Consider the following 20,370-nt stretch of genomic DNA (forward strand, 5'->3'; position numbering starts at 1 on the left):
TTATCAGGCGAGCAGACTTTACCACGTTAACAGCCTGATGGCACCAAGAAAGAGGACGGCCATTTAAAGCTTACCTTAATTCACGGACAAACCGGCGCATAGTTTCCCGGTAAATTTGTTCTGACTTGTCGAGTGACTGCTCATCTTTAAGCAGCATTGCCAGCATAATTGTCCCATGAGATACCGACAACCACTGAAAATGCAGCCGTCGTATGCTTTCATCCGCTTTGGGAATAAACGAGAAGATGGCTTCGCGCACCAGTCGACTCACTTCCTGCATGGTCTCCGACTGATAGACAGGTATAGTGCAGAAAGCACCATCCATGTTGTACATTACTTGGTAGATTTCAGGCTGATGACGCGCAAATTCCCATTGAACCAGTGAGATCTCATACAACCGTTTCTCCGGATCACGATAGAGTTTCAGGATGCGTTCGTACTCCTGGTATAAGTGACGAAAACCTTCGTTTCGGATTTCATCCAGAAGAATATCTTTACTATCAAAGTATTCGTAAACTATAGGGGCACTGTATTCAATCGCGTCAGCTATTTTACGGATTGACACGGCTTGCCATCCTTCTTGCCGGGCGATCGCCTTCGCCGTTTTGATTATGCCAGAACGAGCCTGCTCGCGGCTCCGTGGCTTACGCTCGATAGTTTCCATACAAATTTAGTTATTAAGTGGTCAGTTAACGGTGTTAAATCATCCGAAAACTACGTATTTACATGGAAAGAATACAATTTTTCTTAAAAAAGTTAAATAAAGAATGTGATATATTATATAATTCGCTGAATGTCAATTCATTGGACTCTGGTTAACTATACACAGCTATAATCTTTAGTTACAGCCAATGAAAGGGGTACTACTACATTTTGTACGCATGTATCCACACAGCTTCATCTCCCAGGCTAAATGGCTCACATTCAACGGTGCCATAGCAGGCAACTACGTGTAAACCTGCTCTATCGAACAACCGGCAAAGTTCAGCCAGTGTGTATATAAAATGCTGTGCTTTTCGAGTTTGGGTTTTACCATCCTGAATATAGGTTAGGTAAGAGTCGATTCGGCTTTCGAGCGGGTCGTATTCATTCTCAACCAAAAACAGAAGTGGATTATTCTCCTGATCCCCTACTGGCTGCCAGTTCCGGGCCTGGTAATCGGGCAACACCGACTCAGCCAGCATCTCTGAATGCGCCAAAAAGTGTCCGCCGGGTTTCAGAAAGCGGGCAATGCGCGTCAGAAAGGCCAGCATATCTGAATGCGCGAAAAAGCTGAAGCTGTTCCCTAAACAATAAGCCGCATCAAACGTGCCTGATTCTCCAATTTCCGACTCAGGCACAGCCATAAAATCGGCCTCTATTGCGGTTAATGAAAGCTTATCAGCTTTTGCAGCACTTTGTAAATCAGCTATATATTCGCTAGAAATATCAACTCCTGTTACATGCGCACCCATCCGGGCGAGGGGTAATGCATGGCGACCGTAGCCGCAAAAAATATCCAACAGATGATCGCCCGGACCAAAATCAAGGGTCTCAACGAGTAATTCCAGATCAAGCTGCGTTTGATCTTCCGTTTGGGCAGCTCTCCAGGCAATTTGTGGTAATCCGTGAAAAAAATTGTGGTACCAGGCCATTTCTAGTGACGAGTAAATAACGACTCGTGCAGACTAGAGGACTACTACATCCCTTCTTTTGCACGAGTCGCTATTCAGTTTACAATCCTTTAAGTGTTTCCTGGATGGCCTGGAAATTAGGTACATCACCGGCGCTTTCCAGCACTTCAGCATACTTGATAGTGCCTTCCTGATCGACCACGAAAGCTGAGCGCTTACTTACACCTTTTAAGTTCATTACGAATGTTTCGTAATAGGTGTCATACGCCTGAGAAACGTCTTTGTTAAAATCTGATAGTAAGTCGAACGGCAAGTTTTGCTCTTCCTTGAACTTTGCCAGTGTAAACGGAGAATCGACCGAGACGCCCAGAATTTCCGCATTCAAACCTGAATAAACACTGATGTTGTCGCGCATTTCACAGAGTTCGGCAGTGCAAACACTGGTAAATGCCATTGGAAAAAACAGGATAACAACATTCTTCCCTTTAAAATCGACCAGCGATACTTCTTTTTTGTCGCTGCTGAAAAGGGTAAACTCTGGGGCTTTCTGACCGGGGGTTAGCATAGTAACGGGTTAATTTTTGGGCGCAAGGTATAAAGTTGAGCGGATACTTGGTCTGAAAATCCCGGACGACGAGCGAAATTCTGTAAAAGGGCAGGCAAAACCTGTTCTTTTCTCACTCTAGACTTGTCGAGTTGTGCCAATCCAAACGAAGGTTTATAAATTGCGGGCCGTATAGTTCAGTAAAAGAGCTGTCAGAAAAGAGTATATATGCCCGGTTGACGACTATAACCCGTATACAGTCCTGCTCCTGGTTCAGACTAATAGACCGATTTTTTAGATGCAACATTATTGGGGAATTGACCTCGGCGGCACCAAAATAGAAGGTGTAATTTTATCGGCACCCTCACCAGATGCTGTCATTATTCGTAAACGCATTGACACAGAGGCTCATTTGGGATATGACCATATTATGAGTCAGATTATTCGGCTTATTGATATGCTCAAAGCAGAAACCGGCCTTCAGCCCGATCGCATTGGCTTTGGAACACCCGGCACGTTTGACCCCGCCCGGCAAACGATGAAAAACTGCAACACGACCATACTGAACGGCCGACCTATGAAGCAAGACCTGGCCCGCTTGCTTAATGTACCCGTGGCTGTAGCCAATGATGCGAACTGCTTCGCCCTCGCCGAATCGACCATGGGCATTGTACCCGATGTGGTTCCCAACTTTCAAACCGTTTTTGGGGTAATTATGGGTACCGGCGTTGGGGGTGGTGTAGTCGTAAGAGGGCGCGATGGTGTGCCTTTCGTGCTAAACGGTTTGCAGGGTATCGGGGGCGAATGGGGCCACAATATCCTGGAAGAAAACGGGTACGCCTGCTATTGTGGTAAACGCGGTTGCAACGAGCAGGTGATATCCGGCCCGGCACTGCAACGGTATTACCAACAGATTAGCGGAGAAGAGCGGACCATGAAAGAAATTATGGAGCGGTATCAGGAAGGCAACGATCTGGTAGCCAGCCAAACCGTCAATCGAATGCTTGAGTACTTTGGCCGGGCCGTTTCGGTCATCATTAATATTCTCGACCCCGATGCCATTGTCCTTGGCGGAGGGGTTGGCAATGTGGATTTACTCTATACCGAAGGCGTAGAACGCGCAAAGAAATACGTTTTTAACAGCCGCGAAATCAACACACGCTTTCTTAAACCCAAACTAGGCGATAGCGCCGGTGTGTTTGGTGCTGCGTTATTGTAGTTTACTGGAGTAAGTTAAGTAAGTGAAATAGGTGGAGTAAGTGGCTGCCGCATGAATTTTGCCTTCGCGTCAGCCACCTACTCCACCTATTTCACTTACGTCATCTATTAAACTTACTTCACCAATTGCTTATCTTGGCCGACGGGCTCCCCCACCACCGGCAGGTGCAGCTTGTGGCTGTTGTTCACCACCTCCGCCTTCACCACTTTTTATATCGTCGTTGTTGATCGATTTTTTCTGGCGTTGTGGAGAATCGAAACTGAGTTTACCGATTTTATAGCTGAAGTTAACCCGAACACCGGCATTGTACAAACTGGTGGTACTCGACTGGGCAAAAATGGGCGATGACGATTCAGAGTTAACCGTGAACGGATGGTTGAGGAAGTTTTCTGCCGCCACACCGAAGCTGCCGCGTTTGTCTTTCAGGTCTTTTTTGAATCCGATGCTGTAGAAAGCAAAGCCGCCCTGATAGCCTTGTAACTGAACTTGCCGTCCCCGGATAAACCCGAAGCCTTGAACGCCCCAGCCATTTTTCAGGGTCAGGTTTGTAAAAAAGCGCCCTGTGGTCACCCAGCCAGCATTGGAAGCGTTATACACAGACCCCGCGTTATTATTAGTCAGGGTAGCATAATACAAATCAAACCCACCGCCAATCTGCCATTTTGAGAAGAGCGTCGCATTACCGAATACGTTTGTTCCGTAAGCCGATTCGCGGCCAATGTTCAGATAGCTCGTTTGAATAGCCTGTGCCAGGGTTGAAGTAGTTCCTAAACTGGCATCTGCCCTGATGGTATCCCGAACACTGGTAATAGAGTTGTTGGTTTGGCGGGCAAACAGCGACACGTTCAGGTAAACACTTTTAATATAAGCACTAGTACTTAGCTCCAGGTTATCGGTTAATTCGGGCGACAGCAACGGGTTACCTCTTGTAATGCTGGTTGGATTAGAGGTGTTTACGTTCGGGTTCAGAAACTGAATACCCGGCCGCTGCAATCGGCGGTTATAGGCCAGTTTAACCGTTTTGCCGCCTTTCAGCGATTTCGATATGTTGATACTCGGTACCAGATTGCTGTAACTGGGTATGCCCAGATCTTTACCCGCTGATCCCCCCTGCTCGCCCGGCTGATTCTGGCTATAGTTGGCATTAATGGTCGTGTGTTCGTAGCGTGTACCAGCCTTGAACGTATATTTCTTTTTCGTCGTAAGCGTATAGGAAACATAACCGGCCCCAATACTCTGGTCGTAGTTAAGCGTGTTGGCCGCACGCGACGGGTCCGTCATAAAACCTCCCGACCCAACGGAATAGTTGTACGTAAAGGCGCTCTCTACCTGCCGGAAAATACCTTTACCACCAAATTCCAGCAGTTGGTTCTTCCCGATGGGGGTTTGATAATCGCCCTGAATGGTCGACTCCTGATTGAAGCTGTTGTTCAGGTTCTGCTGGCGGGATAGAACCTCCGAAAAATTCGGCGCGCTCATGATATCAGCCGTAAAGTCATTATTACGGTTGTTTCGGCTAAACTGGGCCGATACGCTCAGCTCCTGCTGTGGCTTGAATGTGCGCGTATAATCAATATTAGCATCAACCGTACCGGACAAATCTTTGGTCAATACATTCCGGTCCGACACAATGGGGAAAAGAGAGACCGGCGAAATAGTACGTGTCAGGAAGTTATCCTGATTCTGATAGTTGTTCCGGGCACCGTAGCGCAGGCTGGCGGTAATGGAACTGGTCTTGCTGATGTCGTAATCCCAGCCTAGCGTGTACTGACCAAACAGACCGCGGTTTCGTGTGTTTGCCGTTTGCTCGGTCGTTGTGGTCCCTTTGCTGCTGAATGTTTGCTGCGTATTGGCAAATTTACCAACAACATTGTAGTTCGCCCGGCCAAAACCACTCAGGCTGAATCCCATTTTACCCGTCCGTAAATTTCCGTTCAGGCCAAGGTTGCTGCCCCGGTTACCTACCCCCGAATCGACATTCAGGGTAAAGCCCTGTAAGGTTGTTTTCTTGGTGATGATGTTGATGATACCTGCCGATCCCTCCGCATCGTACTTAGCCGATGGGCTGGTGATGACCTCCACGGTTTTGATCATGTCGGCCGGAATCTGCTTCAGGGCATCGGCCACGCTGCTGGCAACGATCGTGGAGGGTTTGTTGTTGATCAACACCCGCACGTTGCTGCTTCCCCGCAAACTGACGTTACCGTCGAGATCCACGGATAGCAGAGGTACTTTACGCATCACATCCGTGGCATCTCCCCCTTTGGCGGTAATGTCTTTGTCAGCATTGTAGACCAGACGGTCAACTTTTTCTTCGACCAGCGAAGCCTGCCCAACCACTTCTACTTCTTTGAGTGTCCGGACATCAGCCCCCAACTTGATTGCTCCCAGGTTGATATCGCCTTTGCGGTCGAGCTTAACGCTGGAGATGGTTTTGTTGCGATAACCAACGAACGAAATCAGGAGTTGAAAATCACCCTGTGGCAATTTGTTCAGGGTAAACTTACCCTTCTCATCCGCTACCGTTCCATCAATTGGCTTTTTTGTTTGTGCATTGATCAGGGCAATACTGGCAAATTCGACAGGCTTACCCGTTGTAGAGTCCGTTACAACACCGGTTAGTTTAGCGTTTCCACGGGGCGTATTGTCAGTTGACGTACCCGGAATGGCGGCCGGCGGTTGCTGAGCCCCTCCTGGCATTCCCGGAAACTGCGCCCAAACCAGCCTGGGCGTCGTTAACAAAGCAGCGTAAACACATAGAGACAGTACTGTTTTTTTCATATCAGGTTGTAAACAATATTTTGCGTTGAGCATTAAACGTGCCAACTTGGGATAGTCACGCGTTTATGGCCCATGAGGTCAAAATTCGCTACAAATGTCCTGATAAAATCTAATTCTACATAAACGGGTCAACAAGTGGACAAACGGGAGCCATTACCTAGCTAAATAACTGAGGATTACTATTCAATTCTGAATAATCGGAACGCGTCAGCACCTCTGGAACATCACTGGGTTCGGATCTTGATGTGATCCGCTTACTAATGCTGTAGCTATGCATTTTACTGGCCGGGTGCGGTTTTTCCAGCAACGAAAGGGCTTCCTTTTCGGATAAGTTATCGTGTAGCCAGGCGTTTTCAGCCTCGGGAGTCAACACACAAGGCATCCGTTTTTTGGTATTATGGATAGCCGCCAGCAACGGGTTCGCTTCGGTGGTAAGGAGCGTATAGGTTGGTATCAATTCGCCGGTTTCGGGGTCTGGCCATTCGTCCCACAAACCCGCAATCGAGCTGATTTTCTGATCGCTGGAATAGATGTAAAAAGGGTACTTTTTACTTCCCTGTGTATACCACTCAAAAAAGCCGGTCACCGGAATCAGGCAGCGTTTGCCAGCCTGTGCCGCCGATCTAAAGGAGGGCTTTTCGTAAATAGTTTCGGAGCGGGCATTAATCGTTTTTGTACGAATGTCAGCCGCATCCTCTTTACTCCGCGCCCATCGTGGAATAAGTCCCCAACGAATGAGCTGCAGTTTACCCGGCTCCTGCCGTGTTACGATGGGCCAGGCCGGGAAATTATAGGCATTGGCATGATAAACCGGCTGAAAATTAGCCGTTGGCGGCAGCACAGCCGCATAGCGGGCCTCCAGTTCCTCTGCTTTGGCATTTAGCGATTTATGAAAACACATACGAATGGTAAGCCGGTTTAGGACGATGATTGATGTATTCCTGAAGAGACTGATCGCTAAGCTGTGGCACGGCTTTGATTCGTTATTGACAACCAGACTCTTGTCTCAGCCGTGCCATCATTCTAAATGCAATCCCCCGTTAAACGGATAAAACCCGCTTCCGGTTATCTGATTGCGGTATTTAACCAATACCTTGCTAAGACAAACAAATAAAGTATACCATACGTTTACCAGCTTGTACATGGCTTATATGCCTACTTCCACTCGAATGACTTCACCTGAACCCACCGTTTACCCAGGCCCAACCCATTCACTTGCCGATATTGAAAAGGCTAGCTGGCAGCAACTGGCGTCTGTGCTCGACGAGCGTAAAGACGCCCCCCTGGCCCCCGGTTTTAAAACAATGATTGTTGCCTCCCGAACCCAAACCGGGGCCGATGCCCGAATGGTGGTGCTTCGAAAAGTTGATGCCGAGCGTAAATACATCTGGTTCCATACGGACGTCCGGGCCGCTAAAGTAATGCAGTTTGAAGCATTTCCGGACGCTACCCTCCTCTTTTGGGACGAGACGCTGCGGACACAGCTTCGGCTAAGTGTCGAAACGCACCTGCACACCAATGATTACGTTGCCGACGAGCACTGGAAAGAGGTTGGTACCGGCAGCCGCAAGAGCTACCTCTCTGAGTATGAGCCCGGCAGCGAACAGCCCGCTCCGTACCCTGGCTTTCCGCCCGGCCTGGGAGCCAGTCTGCCAACACCCGAAGCCAGTGAAGCAGGCCGGCCAAATTTTGCCGTAATCGAGTGCCGGGTCTTGGCGATGGACTATTTACGACTAAGCCGGGAAGGACAGGTACGGGCAAAATTTCAATATGAGCCGGAGTCAAAAACGGCGTGGCTCGCCCCCTGAAACAGCATCAGGAAATATCCAGCACCGCAAACTGCTCGAAGGCAACGTCGAAGCCGTTTCCATCCGGGGCGGCTGCCATCAGGCCAATCTGTACGGTAACATTGGGCGGAAAGTAAGCCAGCCGGAGCAGTTGATAGGTAAAGTCATCAAAAGAGTAATCAATGCGAACCGAATCGCCCTGGCGGGTCAGTCGCAGGAAGATCGACTCCGGATGATGGGCTTGGGGACTTACCGACCAATCCGAGAACTGGCGTGTAACAACGGCGCTTACATTCTGGAGTTCGTCGACGTACTCGATACCAGTTTTTATCCAGTTCTGCTCATCGAGTCGAAGCATCAGACCAGCCTGATCGTACAGGGATTTATATTGCCCGGTCACTTTAACGCTGGCCACAAAATCACCGCTCTGCTCCCGGAAGTAAAAATGGCCGTTGTCGCGAATGAAGTCGTAATGCGTCACCCGCCAGAAATCCGTGCCGCCATCCACCCGCATAAACACGCTGTCTTTCTCTTCCGACCAGATGGCGGGTTTGTTATACCAAATCATAGGTTGTCAATTTTAGTGGAAAATTAAGCAAATCAGGCAGATCGCACCAGCCGGTTTTAGCCCTTGACGCTTCTTTTTTGTTATACTTACACCACAAAAAAAGAGAGCGTATGCCTGAAAACAACCGCGCGTTCAACTACGATCTTGACTACCGAACGCTGAACCTTCGTGAGCAACCCGAACTTTACCGCGTTGGCAAGGGCGAAATGGGTGTATTGCTGGTACAACCGTATAAAAGCGAAATTTTGCCCTACTGGCGCTTCAAAACACCCGACATTGCTCGTGAATCGTCCGAAAAGATTTACCAGCTATTCCTCAATTACAAGGAAAAAGGAGACTTTATTGGCATGGACATGGCCAGAAAGTTTCTGCAAATGGGCTACACCCGGTCAAGGCGTTACGCCAACCACAAAACCGGCCAGAAATACGAGGGGCCTGTTCCTGATGACAAAAAGGGGCAATCCGGCGCCCATGGCCGCGACCAATTGCCCCGCGAAGAAGACCCCGTAAAAGCGGAATCGGCGCGGATATTTTATGGTAAGTACCTCGAAGCGCGGGAAGATGCTGAATACAAGAAACTGAAAAAGGAATGGCAGGAGAAATACGGGTAGTTTCCTAATCTTTGCGACCTTTGCGGCATTATAGGCGTCGTTGCGGTCAGGAATGATAACCGCAACGGTTCTTACGCTTCTCTACCAACGCAAAGACAACTCTATGCAACTCCTTGACGGTAAGTTTCTCTCAGCACAAATAAAACAGGAAATCGCGGCAGAAGTCGCTCAGATTAAAGAGCAGGGCGGCAAGATTCCGCACCTGGTTGCTATTCTGGTGGGCAACAAAGGAGCCTCAGAAACCTATGTGGCCTCTAAAATGAAAAACTGCGAAGAGGTTGGTATGCACTCCACACTCATCCGCTTCGACCCGTCGGTTACCGAAGATGAACTTCTCGACAAAGTGCGGGAAGTGAACGAAAACCCCGACATGGACGGACTGATCGTCCAGCTTCCTCTCCCCGATCATATCAACCCCGACCGCGTCATGGAAACCATCAACCCCGCTAAAGACGTGGATGGTTTTCACCCGATCAATATTGGCCGCATGGCGAAAGGTTTGCCCGCCTACATCTCGGCCACGCCACAGGGCGTTCTGGAAATGATCAAGCGGTATGACATTAAAACCGCAGGGAAACATTGCGTGGTTGTGGGTCGGAGTCAGATTGTGGGCTTACCCATGTCGATTCTGATGCAACGGAACACGTATCCGGGCAACTGTACCGTAACCATTACCCACAGCCGCACGCAGAACCTCGCCGAGATTTGCCGCTCCGCCGATATTTTGGTGGCTGCCCTGGGTAAACCAGAGTTCGTTACGGCCGACATGGTAAAAGAAGGCGCCGTAGTCATCGACGTGGGTCTGGAACGGGTACCGGATACCAGCAAAAAAAGCGGTTTCTCCCTCAAAGGCGACGTTAAATTCGACGAAGTTGCCCCGAAAACCAGCTTTATTACCCCCGTTCCGGGCGGAGTCGGCCTGATGACGATCTGCTCCCTAATGCAGAATACCCTGAAAGCTGCTCGCGGGGAGATTTATCAGTAAATCTGAATACTTAAAAGGTGAAAATGCTGCCCAATCTATTTCATCAGTTTAAGGCTCATCCGCAAAAGTATTAAGCGATAGACGTTCAAAAATCAACGCCAACACCACATTTAAGCGGTACCGGCGTTGATTTTTCGTTTCTGCTTGACTAAGAACCTATAAAATCAGATTACTGCTGGCGTCGGAAGGTTTCTTAAACCCTCACACTTCATTAACCGTCTTTTGCCGCTCATTCAAGCTAAGCTTTAGCGTAATGTGTTTTTCCAGGCTGTCCACTCAGCCGTTAGTTTTCCGAAAGCAATCTGTGCGTCCTTCACGGCGGATACAGCCTGTGTGGTGGGTGGCATATCGGCATCCTGAAGGATTCCGAACAGCGCACTGAACGCCCGATTGAGCCCGTTCAGGCTCGTTTGCATCTTACTCAAATCTTTCTTCTGGCTAGCCGTCATCGAACGACTCTGCAGGTCCTGCGCTTCTTTCTGCAAAGCCATAACGCTTTTCCGTCCGTCAAATGCGATGAGCGACAGATCGTGTTGCTGTTTCAGTGCGGCCAGACTCGTTTTGACCCGCGGGTCCATAGTCACAACCAGTGACTGGATGTACGATTTACCGCCTACTGTTAAAGTCACCATGTAGGTACCGGGCATAACCCAGGGCGAGGTAAACTCAGGAGCCGTCTGATGAAAAGTTGCCGCAATGGGGTAAGAAGGCGGACCGGGCAGTGGTGTGTAATGCAGATCCCACATGAACCGGTGCGAACCCGCCCCTGCCGACAGAATCTGCTGCGGCCGAATCCAATAGGCAGGCAGGTTTACATCAGGCACATCGTAGGGTTTATCATCACTGCGGAATTGCCTGACAACCGTACCAGCCGCATCTTTGATCGTCAGCGTGACAAGCTGACCGGCATCATCTTTTAGAACATAGTCAATAACGGCTCCATCGGGTGGATTCTGCCCGGCGGGCTCTTCCTGCGGCAGCGGGGTGTCGGGGTTCATGTTCCAGCGGACCCGGTAGGCTCGCTGAGGTTTATACAGGATCGTTTCGGCTTTGGCGAGATCGGCGGTGAGTTGCCTTAACGGGGTGATGTCGTCCAGAATCCAGAATGACCGGCCATGGGTGCCCACTACCAGATCATCGTCTTTAATGACCAGATCGCGAATCGAGGTGGCGGGCATATTGAGCCGCAGCGGCTGCCAATGATCACCATCATCGAACGAAACATGCACGGCGGTTTCCGACCCAGCAAACAGCAACCCTTTCCGTAAGGGGTCTTCACGAACGGCATTAATGGGGTCGTTGGGCAAACCGGTTACGATCTCCTGCCAGGTTTTACCCCCGTCGTGTGTTCGGTAGATATGTGGACGGAGATCGTCGCAGCGAATCCGGTTGACAGCAACATAGGCGGTATTATCGTCGGAATGCCCGGCGTCGATGAGCGATACTTTACTCCAAGAACCAACACCCGGCGGGGTTATATTTTTCCATGTTTTACCGCCATCGCGGGTAATTTGAACCAGTCCATCGTCGGTTCCCACCCAGATGGTGTTGATGGTTTTGTGCGATGGGGCGATGGTGTAAATACCCCCCCGGGCAGGCATCGTCGCCATATCGGCCGTGCGATACACGCCCACGCTTGCCGGAATGTCGGGGTAAGACGTCCGCGTCAGGTCAGGGCTGATAACCTGCCAACTGTTGCCACCATCGCGTGTCTTGAACAGGACATTTCCGGCAAAGTAAAGCTCCTTCGGGTCAATGGGCGAAAAGAGTACCGGGGCAGTTCTAACAAAACGGTACTTGCCCGACCGAACCGCTTCGGGAGCTATGTTCTGCACCTGCCCGGTTCGTTTGTCGAATTTGGTCACCTTACCTCCATAAATAATATTGGGATCAAGCGGGTCGGCTGCCACATAGCCATATTCTTCTACTCCCACCGGGTGCCAGTCATGAAACGTGATCTGGCCGTCGTTTCCCCGGCTGGCAATACCCACCGAGCCACTCTCCTGCTGCCCCCCCAATACGTTATACGGAAAGCTATTGTCCGTACTTACATGGTAGAACTGAGCGGTTGGCTGGTTGTACCATGAACTAAACGTTTGCCCGCCGTTAACGGTGACGATACCGCCCTGATCGCCCGCCAGAAGCAGGGTATTGGGCTCGTTGGGGTTAATCCATAGTCGGTGATAATCGTCGCCACCGGGTGCTCCCCGGAAGTCGTTCCAGGTTTTGCCGCCATCCGTCGATTTCCAGGCCGCCACATCAGCGATAAACACAATATCCGGATTGGTCGGGTGCGCTTTTACCTCCGCTAAGTCGCTCCCCCGGCCCCAGAGCCGCTGGTCGCTATTGATGCGTGTCCAGGACTGTCCCGCATTATCGGAGCGATAGACCCCGCCCAACTCGGGTGCGTCAACTGTTGCGTAGAGCCGATTGGGCTCGCTGGGGGCAATGCAAAACCCAATCCGGCCCAGGCCCTGTTCAACCGTTGGCAAACCGGTAGTCAGCTTTTGCCAGGTCGTACCGCCATCCGTCGATTTGAACAGACCACTTTCGGGACCCTGCCACTGGCCATTTTCCCATGGTCCTTGCCGGGCTGCCCACATATCGGCGTACACAGTGTTCGGATTTTTGGGGTCGATGGTTACCTGAACGGCGCCCGTATTTTCATCTTTATACAGCACTCGTTCCCAGTTTTTACCGCCATCGATGGTTCGGTACACACCTCGCTCTGTATTGGGTCCGTACGGATGGCCGAGAACAGCCGCAAAAACCCGGTTTTCGTTCGTTGGGTCAATACTAATTCCGCCAATCTGCTGCCCATCTTTCAGGCCCAGAAACGACCAGGTCTTCCCGGCATCCGTCGACTTATACATCCCATTCCCCACGGACAAGTCGGGCCGTTGCAGCCCTTCGCCACTAGCGACATAGACAACATTGGGGTTCGAGGGGGCCACCGCCACATCGCCGATGGAACCGGTTGGCTGGTCATCAAAAATGGGTACCCACGTACGGCCGTAATCTGTCGTTTTCCAGACACCACCATTATTGACACCGATATAAAAAACGTTGGGTTGCTGAGGAACGCCGGTAGCGCCAACTGTCCGACCACCCCGATGCGGCCCAATCATCCGCCATTTCATGGCATCAAATAGCTTTGGAGAGAAGGGCTGCGCGTATAGGGTAACCGCAGAAAGAATGTAGGCTACTCCTAAAAATAGCCGGTTAAGCGTATAGTGTATTGCCATAAGGGAGGTTAATTGGGGATAATCAAATGTAGCAAATGGAACGCGGATACAAATGGACAGAAAAATCCGTTTGTATCCGCGTTGCGCAGCATCCGTTAAATCCGCGTTTCTTTACGACTAACTATTTTTTCAAAAACCAGAGAAACAGGCCGGTAACCGTTACAGTGGCGGTGGCCATCGCCAATAAAATGTAAAGAACTTGAGTGACTAGGCCGCCGTAGCGCCCAAAGTGCAGCTCCTCGAAAATATGTTCGGCAATATATTCCAGATCGGCGTCGCGAGCGTCGAATCCGCTTACATAATGCCCATTCCGAGCATCGACCGTAGCCGATACATTGTATTTACCGAGCATTCGCAGACTACCGGGCCTATTGCCCCGGATAACCAGAGTAGTGTCGCCTGGTTTGGGAAAGTCGATCAGTTGGGGTTGAAAATCGGTGATGGAGGCTTTAGCGGAGGCCATTGCCGCATCAACCGGAATTGTTGACAACGAAATTGGAGCAATCTCCTTATTCTCAGGTCTTGGTCCATCGCCAAACTTCCGCTCGATCTGTTCCCAGTGGAAGAATATGCCGGTAGCACTCATCATGAGCATGAACAACAATGCCACAACGCCCAGCCACTTATGAATGTCGGCATAGACGATTCGGGGTGCTTTGTTCCAGCGCACACCTATCTTGAACACGCTTAGCAGCGACCGTCGGTAATACCAGGTTCCGGTCAGTACAGACCCCAGCAGGCAAATACCTGCCAGCCCCATAACGAATCCTCCTACCGGCTCCAGCAACAGATTTTCGTGCAGCTCACGCGCCCGCCGAATTAGTGTTGTCTCGGCATTACGGGCTCCGATGATGGCGCCGGTATATGGATTTATAGACACCCAGATCCGTTCGCCCTTGTCCATCAGATCGGCCCGGACGGCTTCGGAAGGGCTGTCCGATAACCGTATGTTCCGCACCTGAGCCCCCGGATATTGCTGGCTAAGGGTGGCCACAAGCCGGTTGTAGCTTTGACGCTGACCCACGGGTTCAACCTGGGTCAGGTTCGGATTTAGTAAGGTGTCGACTTGCTTTTCAACCACCAGAATGGAGCCGGTAACGGTCAGAAGCAAGATAAACAGGCCACCGATCAGACCAAAAATCCGGTGGTAGCGGTAAATAGCTTTATCAGAAAACATAGGTACTGGTTACTTGTAAGTAGTACCGACCGTCGAACCGTCGAACCGTCGATGCGTCGAACCGTCCCGGTCGGTACTACATATTAATTCAAAATAATAGCGGGTACCTGCTGTTCGGTCACCATTTTATTGAAGCCCGGCACCTGCGTGTTGATGACTTCCTTCAGCTTCGTCAGCGCCGTGTCAATCTGTTTGGACAGATCATCAAACGCCGTGTAGGACGACTTGGTTGGCTTTGTATCGGCCGAAGAAACCACCGAGGCCACCCCCGCAATCTTGTCGTTCAATCGGATTGGATAAGCCAGCGCGTCCTGCGGTGCCTTCGATTTCGGTTGCATCAGCGTCGATTCGATCTTGTCCAGTTCGTCCAGAATGGGTTTAGCCGCATTTTTAAATTTCTCAGCTACTTTTGGTTCCTTTACCCCATTCGTGTACCCGTTGATCTGGGTGCGAATCTGCCGAAGCTGGTTGATGGCTTTATGCGTTTCCGAAAGCTTTCCGTTGATTTTCTGCAACAGGTCAAACTGCTCCTGGTATTCAGCGGCCGTTATGGCCAGGCGTGGGTCTTTCCGGATTTCAATAGGCTGTTCCGAGACCAGCGAATCGCCCAGCAACATCCGCACTTTGTACATACCGGGTATAACTTTTGCGCCCGTCCCGCGCCCCGTCCACATCACGTTGATGCCGTCAACGGCCGTAGCATCCGGATAACGCATATCCCAAACGAACACATTCATGCCCGGACTGGCGGGTATGGAACCGGGGCGGGTTGCGGTTTCGTCCTGATAAAACTCTTTCGCAATTTTGAGGGGCTGCCCTTTTTTATCCTTCGTGCTGGAGTAGGCGCTAATGGTATCCCCGTTCGTAGTCATGTAAATCAGCCGCAGTTCTTTGGTGGGCTTACTTTTCAGGTAGTAGCGCGTAATCACGCCATTCTGGGCGTTTTCACCTTCATCCGACGGTGCAGCCCGACCACGACGGGCGTTTCCGGCACCACCTTCCATGCGGTAAGCATGGCGGGGTTTGAACAAGTGCATCTGAGCTACCGATTTACCACCCTGTTTCAAATCCATCAGTTCGTGCAGTGGTGTAATATCGTCCATGATCCAGAATGCCAGACCGTGGGTCGCAATGACCAAATCTTTTTCGCGCTTCTGGATTTGCAGATCACGCACGGGCGTAACGGGCAGGTTCATGCTCAATTTCTCCCACGAACCACCGTCGTTGAAGGATACATACACCCCGCGCTCAGTTCCGGCGTACAGCAATCCGGGTTTGTTCGGGTCTTCGCGTACCACGTGGCAATGTTCATCCGAAGGAATACCCGCTATGATGCTCGTCCAGGTTTTGCCGTAATCCGTCGTTTTGAACAGATAAGGTTTACGGTCGCCGGACATGTATCGCTTGGCTGCCAGATACGCCTTCCCCGCCGTGTGATCCGATGGGTGAACCATGCTCATAATCGCCATTTCGGGCAGCATGGACGTAGGTGGGGTGATATTCTGCCAGTTTTTGCCGCCGTCCCGGCTGATGTGCATCAGCCCATCGTCGGAACCGGCCCAGAAAATGTTCTTTTCAACCGGCGATTCGGCAAAGGTGAAGATCGTGGGGAAGGTTTCGGCACCGGTATTGTCTTTGGTGATCGGGCCGCCGGTATCGCCCTGCGTTTTGGGGTCGTTACGGGTAAGGTCGGGGCTGATGTCCTGCCACGAATGTCCATTGTCTGTACTCCGGTGCAGATACTGCGAGGTAATATAGAGCGTTTTGGTGTCGTGAGGAGAGAAAACGATGGGGTACGTCCACTGAAAACGGTATTTCCGCGCCGACGACGGGGCTCCCATGAAATACTCAGGATACACATTGATAACCTGATTTTGATCCGTCGCTTTATCGTAGCGGGTAATCAGGCCGTCGTAGCTGCCGCCGTAGGTAACGTTCGGGTTGTTCGGATCAGGCGTAATGTACCCCGACTCGCCACCCGATACCGGATACCAGGCCGACTTGCCAATGGAATACTCAGTCGTGCGGCTGGCAATTCGAATGGAGGAGTTATCCTGCTGAGCGCCGTAGAGGTTATAGGGAAAATCATTGTCGACGGCTACGTGATAAAACTGCGAAGTCGGGATGTCGATATCGGAAAAGGTAGCTCCCCCGTTGTAAGTAATTTCGGCACCGCCATCGTCGGCAATGATGAAGTTTTGCGGATTTTTAGGGTTCCACCAGATGTCGTGCGTATCGCCGTGGTGTACACCAATAGTCGAAAATGTTTTGCCCCCATCGTAGGATTTCAGCGCATTCACGTTCAGCACGATCAGGCCGTTTTCGTCCTGCGGATCGACGGCCAGCATCATGTAATACCACGGCCGCTGCCAGAGATTCTTGTCTTCGTTGATCAACTGCCATGACTCACCGGCATCGTCCGAGCGGTACAGACCACCCTTTGCGTTCTCGACCATGGCATAGAGCCGGTTCGAGTTGGCGGGCGAAACGGTAATACCGATTTTACCCAACAGACCTTTTGGCATACCGGGTTTAGTGCTGAGGTTGGTCCAGGTGTCGCCCCCGTCGGTCGACTTGAACAAACCGCAACCGCGACCGCCACTGCTCATCATGTAGCTGTTCCGATACGCCTGCCACATCGACGCATACACAATCGACGGGTTGTTGGGGTCAAGCTTTACGACGATCGCTCCTGTGCTATCGTTTTTCGTCAGAATAGCCTTCCAGCTTTTGCCACCGTCGGTGGTGCGAAACAGGCCACGCTCCTTGTTGGGGGCAAAGGGATTCCCCAGAGCCGCTACATAGGCCACATCGGGGTTAGTCGGGTGGACTTCAATGCTGGCAACTGCATCAGCCATCTTCAGGCCAATGTGTTTCCATGTTTTCCCCGCGTCGGTCGATTTATAGACACCGTCGCCATTGGCAATATTGCTGCGAATATCGGCTTCGCCCATGCCCACATAAATGGTGTTTGGATCGGAAGGCGCTACAGCAACCGCGCCTACGGAACTGGATTTAAAGGTACTATCCGATACCATAAACCAGTTGGCACCGCCATCGATCGTTTTCCAGACGCCACCGCCTGTTGCCCCAAAATAGTAAGTAAGCGGCTGGCTCGAATGCCCCGAGACCGCCAGCGACCGCCCACCCCGAAAAGGGCCAATGTTACGCCACCGCAAGCCATTGATCAGGCTGTCGGTCGATTGCGAGGAAGTTGATTTAGCAACTGGTTTACTTTTCCGCTGGGCTAAGGCTACATTGACTGTTGAACAGACAATTGCCAAAGCAATTATACTAAATGTAAATTTTCTATTTACCATGAAAAATTCGGTTAGTTAGGGATGATGCAAAATAATACATGGAACGGGAGAAAAGGCATTAAATCGGCTATAACCCCTATTTTTATAACGTGCCTCGCAAGGTAAGTAGCAGATTTCGGCCAGGCGCACTGATGCCCGATGCAAAAACCCGGTAGTTGCGGTCTAGAATATTTTCCAGAGATGCCTGTACCTGTAAATAGCGATTTACCTGATAGCTGGTTCTAAGATTAATCGTTTGCCAGGCGGGCATACCCTGCGGTGTCGCATACACGATGTTGTCTTCCCCGACCAGATTGTAATCCTTCAGGCGTTTCCAGCCATTGAACAACACATTAGCCTCGGCCCGAAACTGTTTGATCGTCATGCGAAGGCCACCTTTACCGTACAGGGGTGGAATATGGTCGAGCGGGTAGCCCGTCGAATCGGTCCGAATGCGGCCTTTTGTGTAGGTCACCGTACCGAAGAGGGTAAGCGATTGAGTCAGGTCGGCCGAAAGCTGGGCGTTGAACCCAAATAACCGGGCCTGCTGTGAATTAACCTGCGTAACGATTCGGCTGATGCGGCCGTTGTAGTCAATCTGCGATTGGCCGTTTAACGTGCCCGGCTGGGTATTGATGGCATTAGTATACAGTGTATAAAACCCTTCGAGGTCGAGCGAAACGCGTTCGGCAATCTGCTTTCGAACACCCGCATCGAAGGTGTAAGTGCGCTCTGGTTTCAAATTGGGATTGGGGATGATCAGATTTCCAGCCACGGACTCGAACACTTTTGCCAGATCATCGACGTTCGGCACCCGATACCCCGACGATAAGGATGTTGCCAGTTGCCAGTTGTCCGGCAGGCGCGTTACCCAGCCCAGACTACCCGTAACGGCACCCGATTGCTGGGTGATATCATTAAACGGAAAGGGGAAGAATGTTTTATCGTTGAATTTGGCGTACAGTCGATTATAGGCATAGCGGGCACCATAGGTCAACGTGGAGCGGCTGCTCACGTCCAGCGTTCCCGATAAATAGCCCGCTAACGACTGGGTATTGGCTCCGCCATCGGGGTAGCGGGTATCCAGCGGGTCAATTTTTCCGGTCTGCACATTTTGCCGGTATGCCGTCGATTGAACGGTATTAAACGTACCTTCCATTCCATACCGCAGCGTGTGGGCTGCCGTCAGTTTTTTCTTCAAATCGGCGTTTAGGGTCCAGACGTTCACCTTTTCGGTTTGGTGCTGCAAGCCATAATTACCGAAGCGCCGGTTATGCCGACTCTCTTCGATCGACTGGTAAGCGGCAACGAGTTTCAGCTCATCGGCTAGACCAGTCGTAAACTGTTTGGTCAGACCGTACGCTGTTAACAGGCGCTTCTGCGGCCCGTAGTACCACTGGGCGTGGACTGGATTCCCTTTCGCATCGACTTCGGTAAGGCGGTCATAACGCGGAATATCACTGCTGGTCGAAAATTGAGCATTCAATAAATGCTGGGTCCGTTCGTTCGGCTGAAACAGCACTTTTTGCAGCAAATCGATTTGTTTATAACCCGATGCTACCTGAACCAGGGGGTCAGGATTCGTTACCTTCACATCGGTATTATTCTCGAATCCAGCGTAGAATGGGCGTAAACCCAGTTGGCCCATATCCGTGTTCCGCTGTTTGCCCTGCCGAAGATCCCCGAAGTCTGAACCGGTTACGCTGGTTGTCAACGCCCACTTCCGAAAACCAATGTTCCAGTCGGCATGGGCGGTTTTTTCATTCATGGCACTGCCATATCGAACAAAGCCATTGGCATTGACAGACATCTTGTCGGAAGCACTCAATTTGGGCGACAGGGTCTGCACAAAAATAACACCGCCCAGGGCATCGCTGCCGTAAACCACCGATCCCGGTCCCAGCGCAACTTCCATCCGCTCCACAGCGGCATTGTCTATGGTCAGTATATTTTGCAGGTGTCCACCCCGAAAGATGGCGTTGTTCATCCGAACCCCATCGACAACCATCAGCACTTTATTAGCCTCAAAACCACGGAGTATAGGACTACCACCACCCAGTTGACTCTTCTGAACCAACACCTGTCCGCTTTGCTGTAATACCTCGGCCATAGTCGGCTGATTCAGGAAGCGCAACTCATTCCGGGTAAAAATCCGGATGGGCTGGGCCACTCGCGAAAGCAGCTCGGTGGTGCGGTTGGCCGCAACAACAACTTCATTAAGATCCAGCTGCTTTTCGGCTAATAACACGTTGAAATTAACTGCCCGAAGCTGCTCCATTGAATACTGAACGGTCTGGTAACCCACCCGGCGAAAAACAACGTTGTCGGTACTGGTTAGCACGGATGCCTCTGCCCGGCCAGAACGATCTGTAAAAACCGGCTGCGGTAACCTATCCGACAGGACTCTGACTTCCACGTTTTCAATAGCCTGAAGTGTGGTTTTATCCCGCACAAATAGCGTCTGGGCATCTACCGTTAAAGGAATTAAACCAAGTATTAAACTGAGAAGTCGTCTCATAAAGGGTAACACATTAAAACTTT

The 20,370-nt window shown here is 50.9% G+C and carries 14 protein-coding genes; 4 read left to right on the plus strand and 10 right to left on the minus strand.

Features of this window, described 5'->3' with window-relative positions:
* Positions 1 to 70: 70 nt before the first annotated feature.
* From ACYVJM_RS03625 to ACYVJM_RS03635, 3 genes are all read right to left on the minus strand, one after another.
* Positions 71 to 664: a TetR/AcrR family transcriptional regulator gene (locus ACYVJM_RS03625; RefSeq protein ID WP_461146837.1), complete on the minus strand. Its 594-nt coding sequence runs from the start codon at positions 662 to 664 to the stop codon at positions 71 to 73.
* Between the two features lie 202 nt (positions 665 to 866).
* Positions 867 to 1,634: a class I SAM-dependent methyltransferase gene (locus tag ACYVJM_RS03630; RefSeq protein ID WP_461146838.1), complete on the minus strand. Its 768-nt coding sequence runs from the start codon at positions 1,632 to 1,634 to the stop codon at positions 867 to 869.
* A gap of 79 nt (positions 1,635 to 1,713) precedes the next feature.
* On the minus strand, positions 1,714 to 2,178 hold the full coding sequence (locus tag ACYVJM_RS03635; protein ID WP_461146839.1) for a redoxin domain-containing protein: 465 nt from the start codon (positions 2,176 to 2,178) through the stop codon (positions 1,714 to 1,716).
* A 277-nt stretch (positions 2,179 to 2,455) separates the two neighbouring features.
* Between ACYVJM_RS03635 and ACYVJM_RS03640 the strand changes: the two genes are divergently transcribed.
* Positions 2,456 to 3,376, plus strand: coding sequence for an ROK family protein (locus tag ACYVJM_RS03640; RefSeq protein WP_461146840.1), 921 nt, complete (start codon positions 2,456 to 2,458; stop codon positions 3,374 to 3,376).
* Positions 3,377 to 3,505: 129 nt separating this feature from the next.
* Here ACYVJM_RS03640 and ACYVJM_RS03645 read toward each other — a convergent pair whose 3' ends face one another.
* Together ACYVJM_RS03645 and ACYVJM_RS03650 are read right to left on the minus strand one after the other, a co-directional pair.
* Complete coding sequence (locus ACYVJM_RS03645; protein WP_461146841.1) at positions 3,506 to 6,157, minus strand: TonB-dependent receptor; 2,652 nt, start codon at positions 6,155 to 6,157, stop codon at positions 3,506 to 3,508.
* 157 nt (positions 6,158 to 6,314) lie between these two features.
* The gene (locus ACYVJM_RS03650) at positions 6,315 to 7,058 is read right to left on the minus strand and encodes an SOS response-associated peptidase (protein ID WP_461146842.1); all 744 of its coding nucleotides are present in this window, start codon (positions 7,056 to 7,058) and stop codon (positions 6,315 to 6,317) included.
* A 268-nt stretch (positions 7,059 to 7,326) separates the two neighbouring features.
* Between ACYVJM_RS03650 and ACYVJM_RS03655 the strand changes: the two genes are divergently transcribed.
* Positions 7,327 to 7,965 (plus strand): pyridoxamine 5'-phosphate oxidase family protein, encoded by a 639-nt coding sequence (locus ACYVJM_RS03655; RefSeq protein WP_461146843.1) that lies wholly within the window; start codon positions 7,327 to 7,329, stop codon positions 7,963 to 7,965.
* 7 nt (positions 7,966 to 7,972) lie between these two features.
* Here the strand turns inward: ACYVJM_RS03655 and ACYVJM_RS03660 are convergent, their stop codons facing one another.
* A complete protein-coding gene (locus ACYVJM_RS03660; RefSeq protein ID WP_461146844.1) occupies positions 7,973 to 8,512 on the minus strand; it encodes a DUF1349 domain-containing protein in 540 nt (179 codons plus the stop codon).
* Positions 8,513 to 8,622: 110 nt separating this feature from the next.
* Between ACYVJM_RS03660 and ACYVJM_RS03665 the strand changes: the two genes are divergently transcribed.
* Together ACYVJM_RS03665 and ACYVJM_RS03670 are read left to right on the plus strand one after the other, a co-directional pair.
* On the plus strand, positions 8,623 to 9,123 hold the full coding sequence (locus ACYVJM_RS03665) for a DUF4385 domain-containing protein (RefSeq protein ID WP_461146845.1): 501 nt from the start codon (positions 8,623 to 8,625) through the stop codon (positions 9,121 to 9,123).
* 103 nt (positions 9,124 to 9,226) lie between these two features.
* Positions 9,227 to 10,108, plus strand: a complete 882-nt coding sequence (locus ACYVJM_RS03670) for a bifunctional 5,10-methylenetetrahydrofolate dehydrogenase/5,10-methenyltetrahydrofolate cyclohydrolase (RefSeq protein ID WP_461146846.1) — start codon at positions 9,227 to 9,229, stop codon at positions 10,106 to 10,108.
* A 245-nt stretch (positions 10,109 to 10,353) separates the two neighbouring features.
* On the opposite strand, the gene ACYVJM_RS03675 is transcribed toward ACYVJM_RS03670, so the two are convergent.
* The 4 genes from ACYVJM_RS03675 to ACYVJM_RS03690 form a co-directional block, all read right to left on the minus strand.
* Complete coding sequence (locus ACYVJM_RS03675; RefSeq protein WP_461146847.1) at positions 10,354 to 13,353, minus strand: WD40/YVTN/BNR-like repeat-containing protein; 3,000 nt, start codon at positions 13,351 to 13,353, stop codon at positions 10,354 to 10,356.
* A 121-nt stretch (positions 13,354 to 13,474) separates the two neighbouring features.
* Positions 13,475 to 14,530 (minus strand): PepSY-associated TM helix domain-containing protein, encoded by a 1,056-nt coding sequence (locus ACYVJM_RS03680; RefSeq protein ID WP_461146848.1) that lies wholly within the window; start codon positions 14,528 to 14,530, stop codon positions 13,475 to 13,477.
* An 83-nt stretch (positions 14,531 to 14,613) separates the two neighbouring features.
* Positions 14,614 to 17,850: a WD40/YVTN/BNR-like repeat-containing protein gene (locus tag ACYVJM_RS03685; RefSeq protein ID WP_461146849.1), complete on the minus strand. Its 3,237-nt coding sequence runs from the start codon at positions 17,848 to 17,850 to the stop codon at positions 14,614 to 14,616.
* An 82-nt stretch (positions 17,851 to 17,932) separates the two neighbouring features.
* A complete protein-coding gene (locus ACYVJM_RS03690) occupies positions 17,933 to 20,347 on the minus strand; it encodes a TonB-dependent receptor (RefSeq protein ID WP_461146850.1) in 2,415 nt (804 codons plus the stop codon).
* Positions 20,348 to 20,370: the final 23 nt, after the last annotated feature.

The sequence above is a fragment of the Spirosoma pulveris genome (assembly GCF_054781875.1).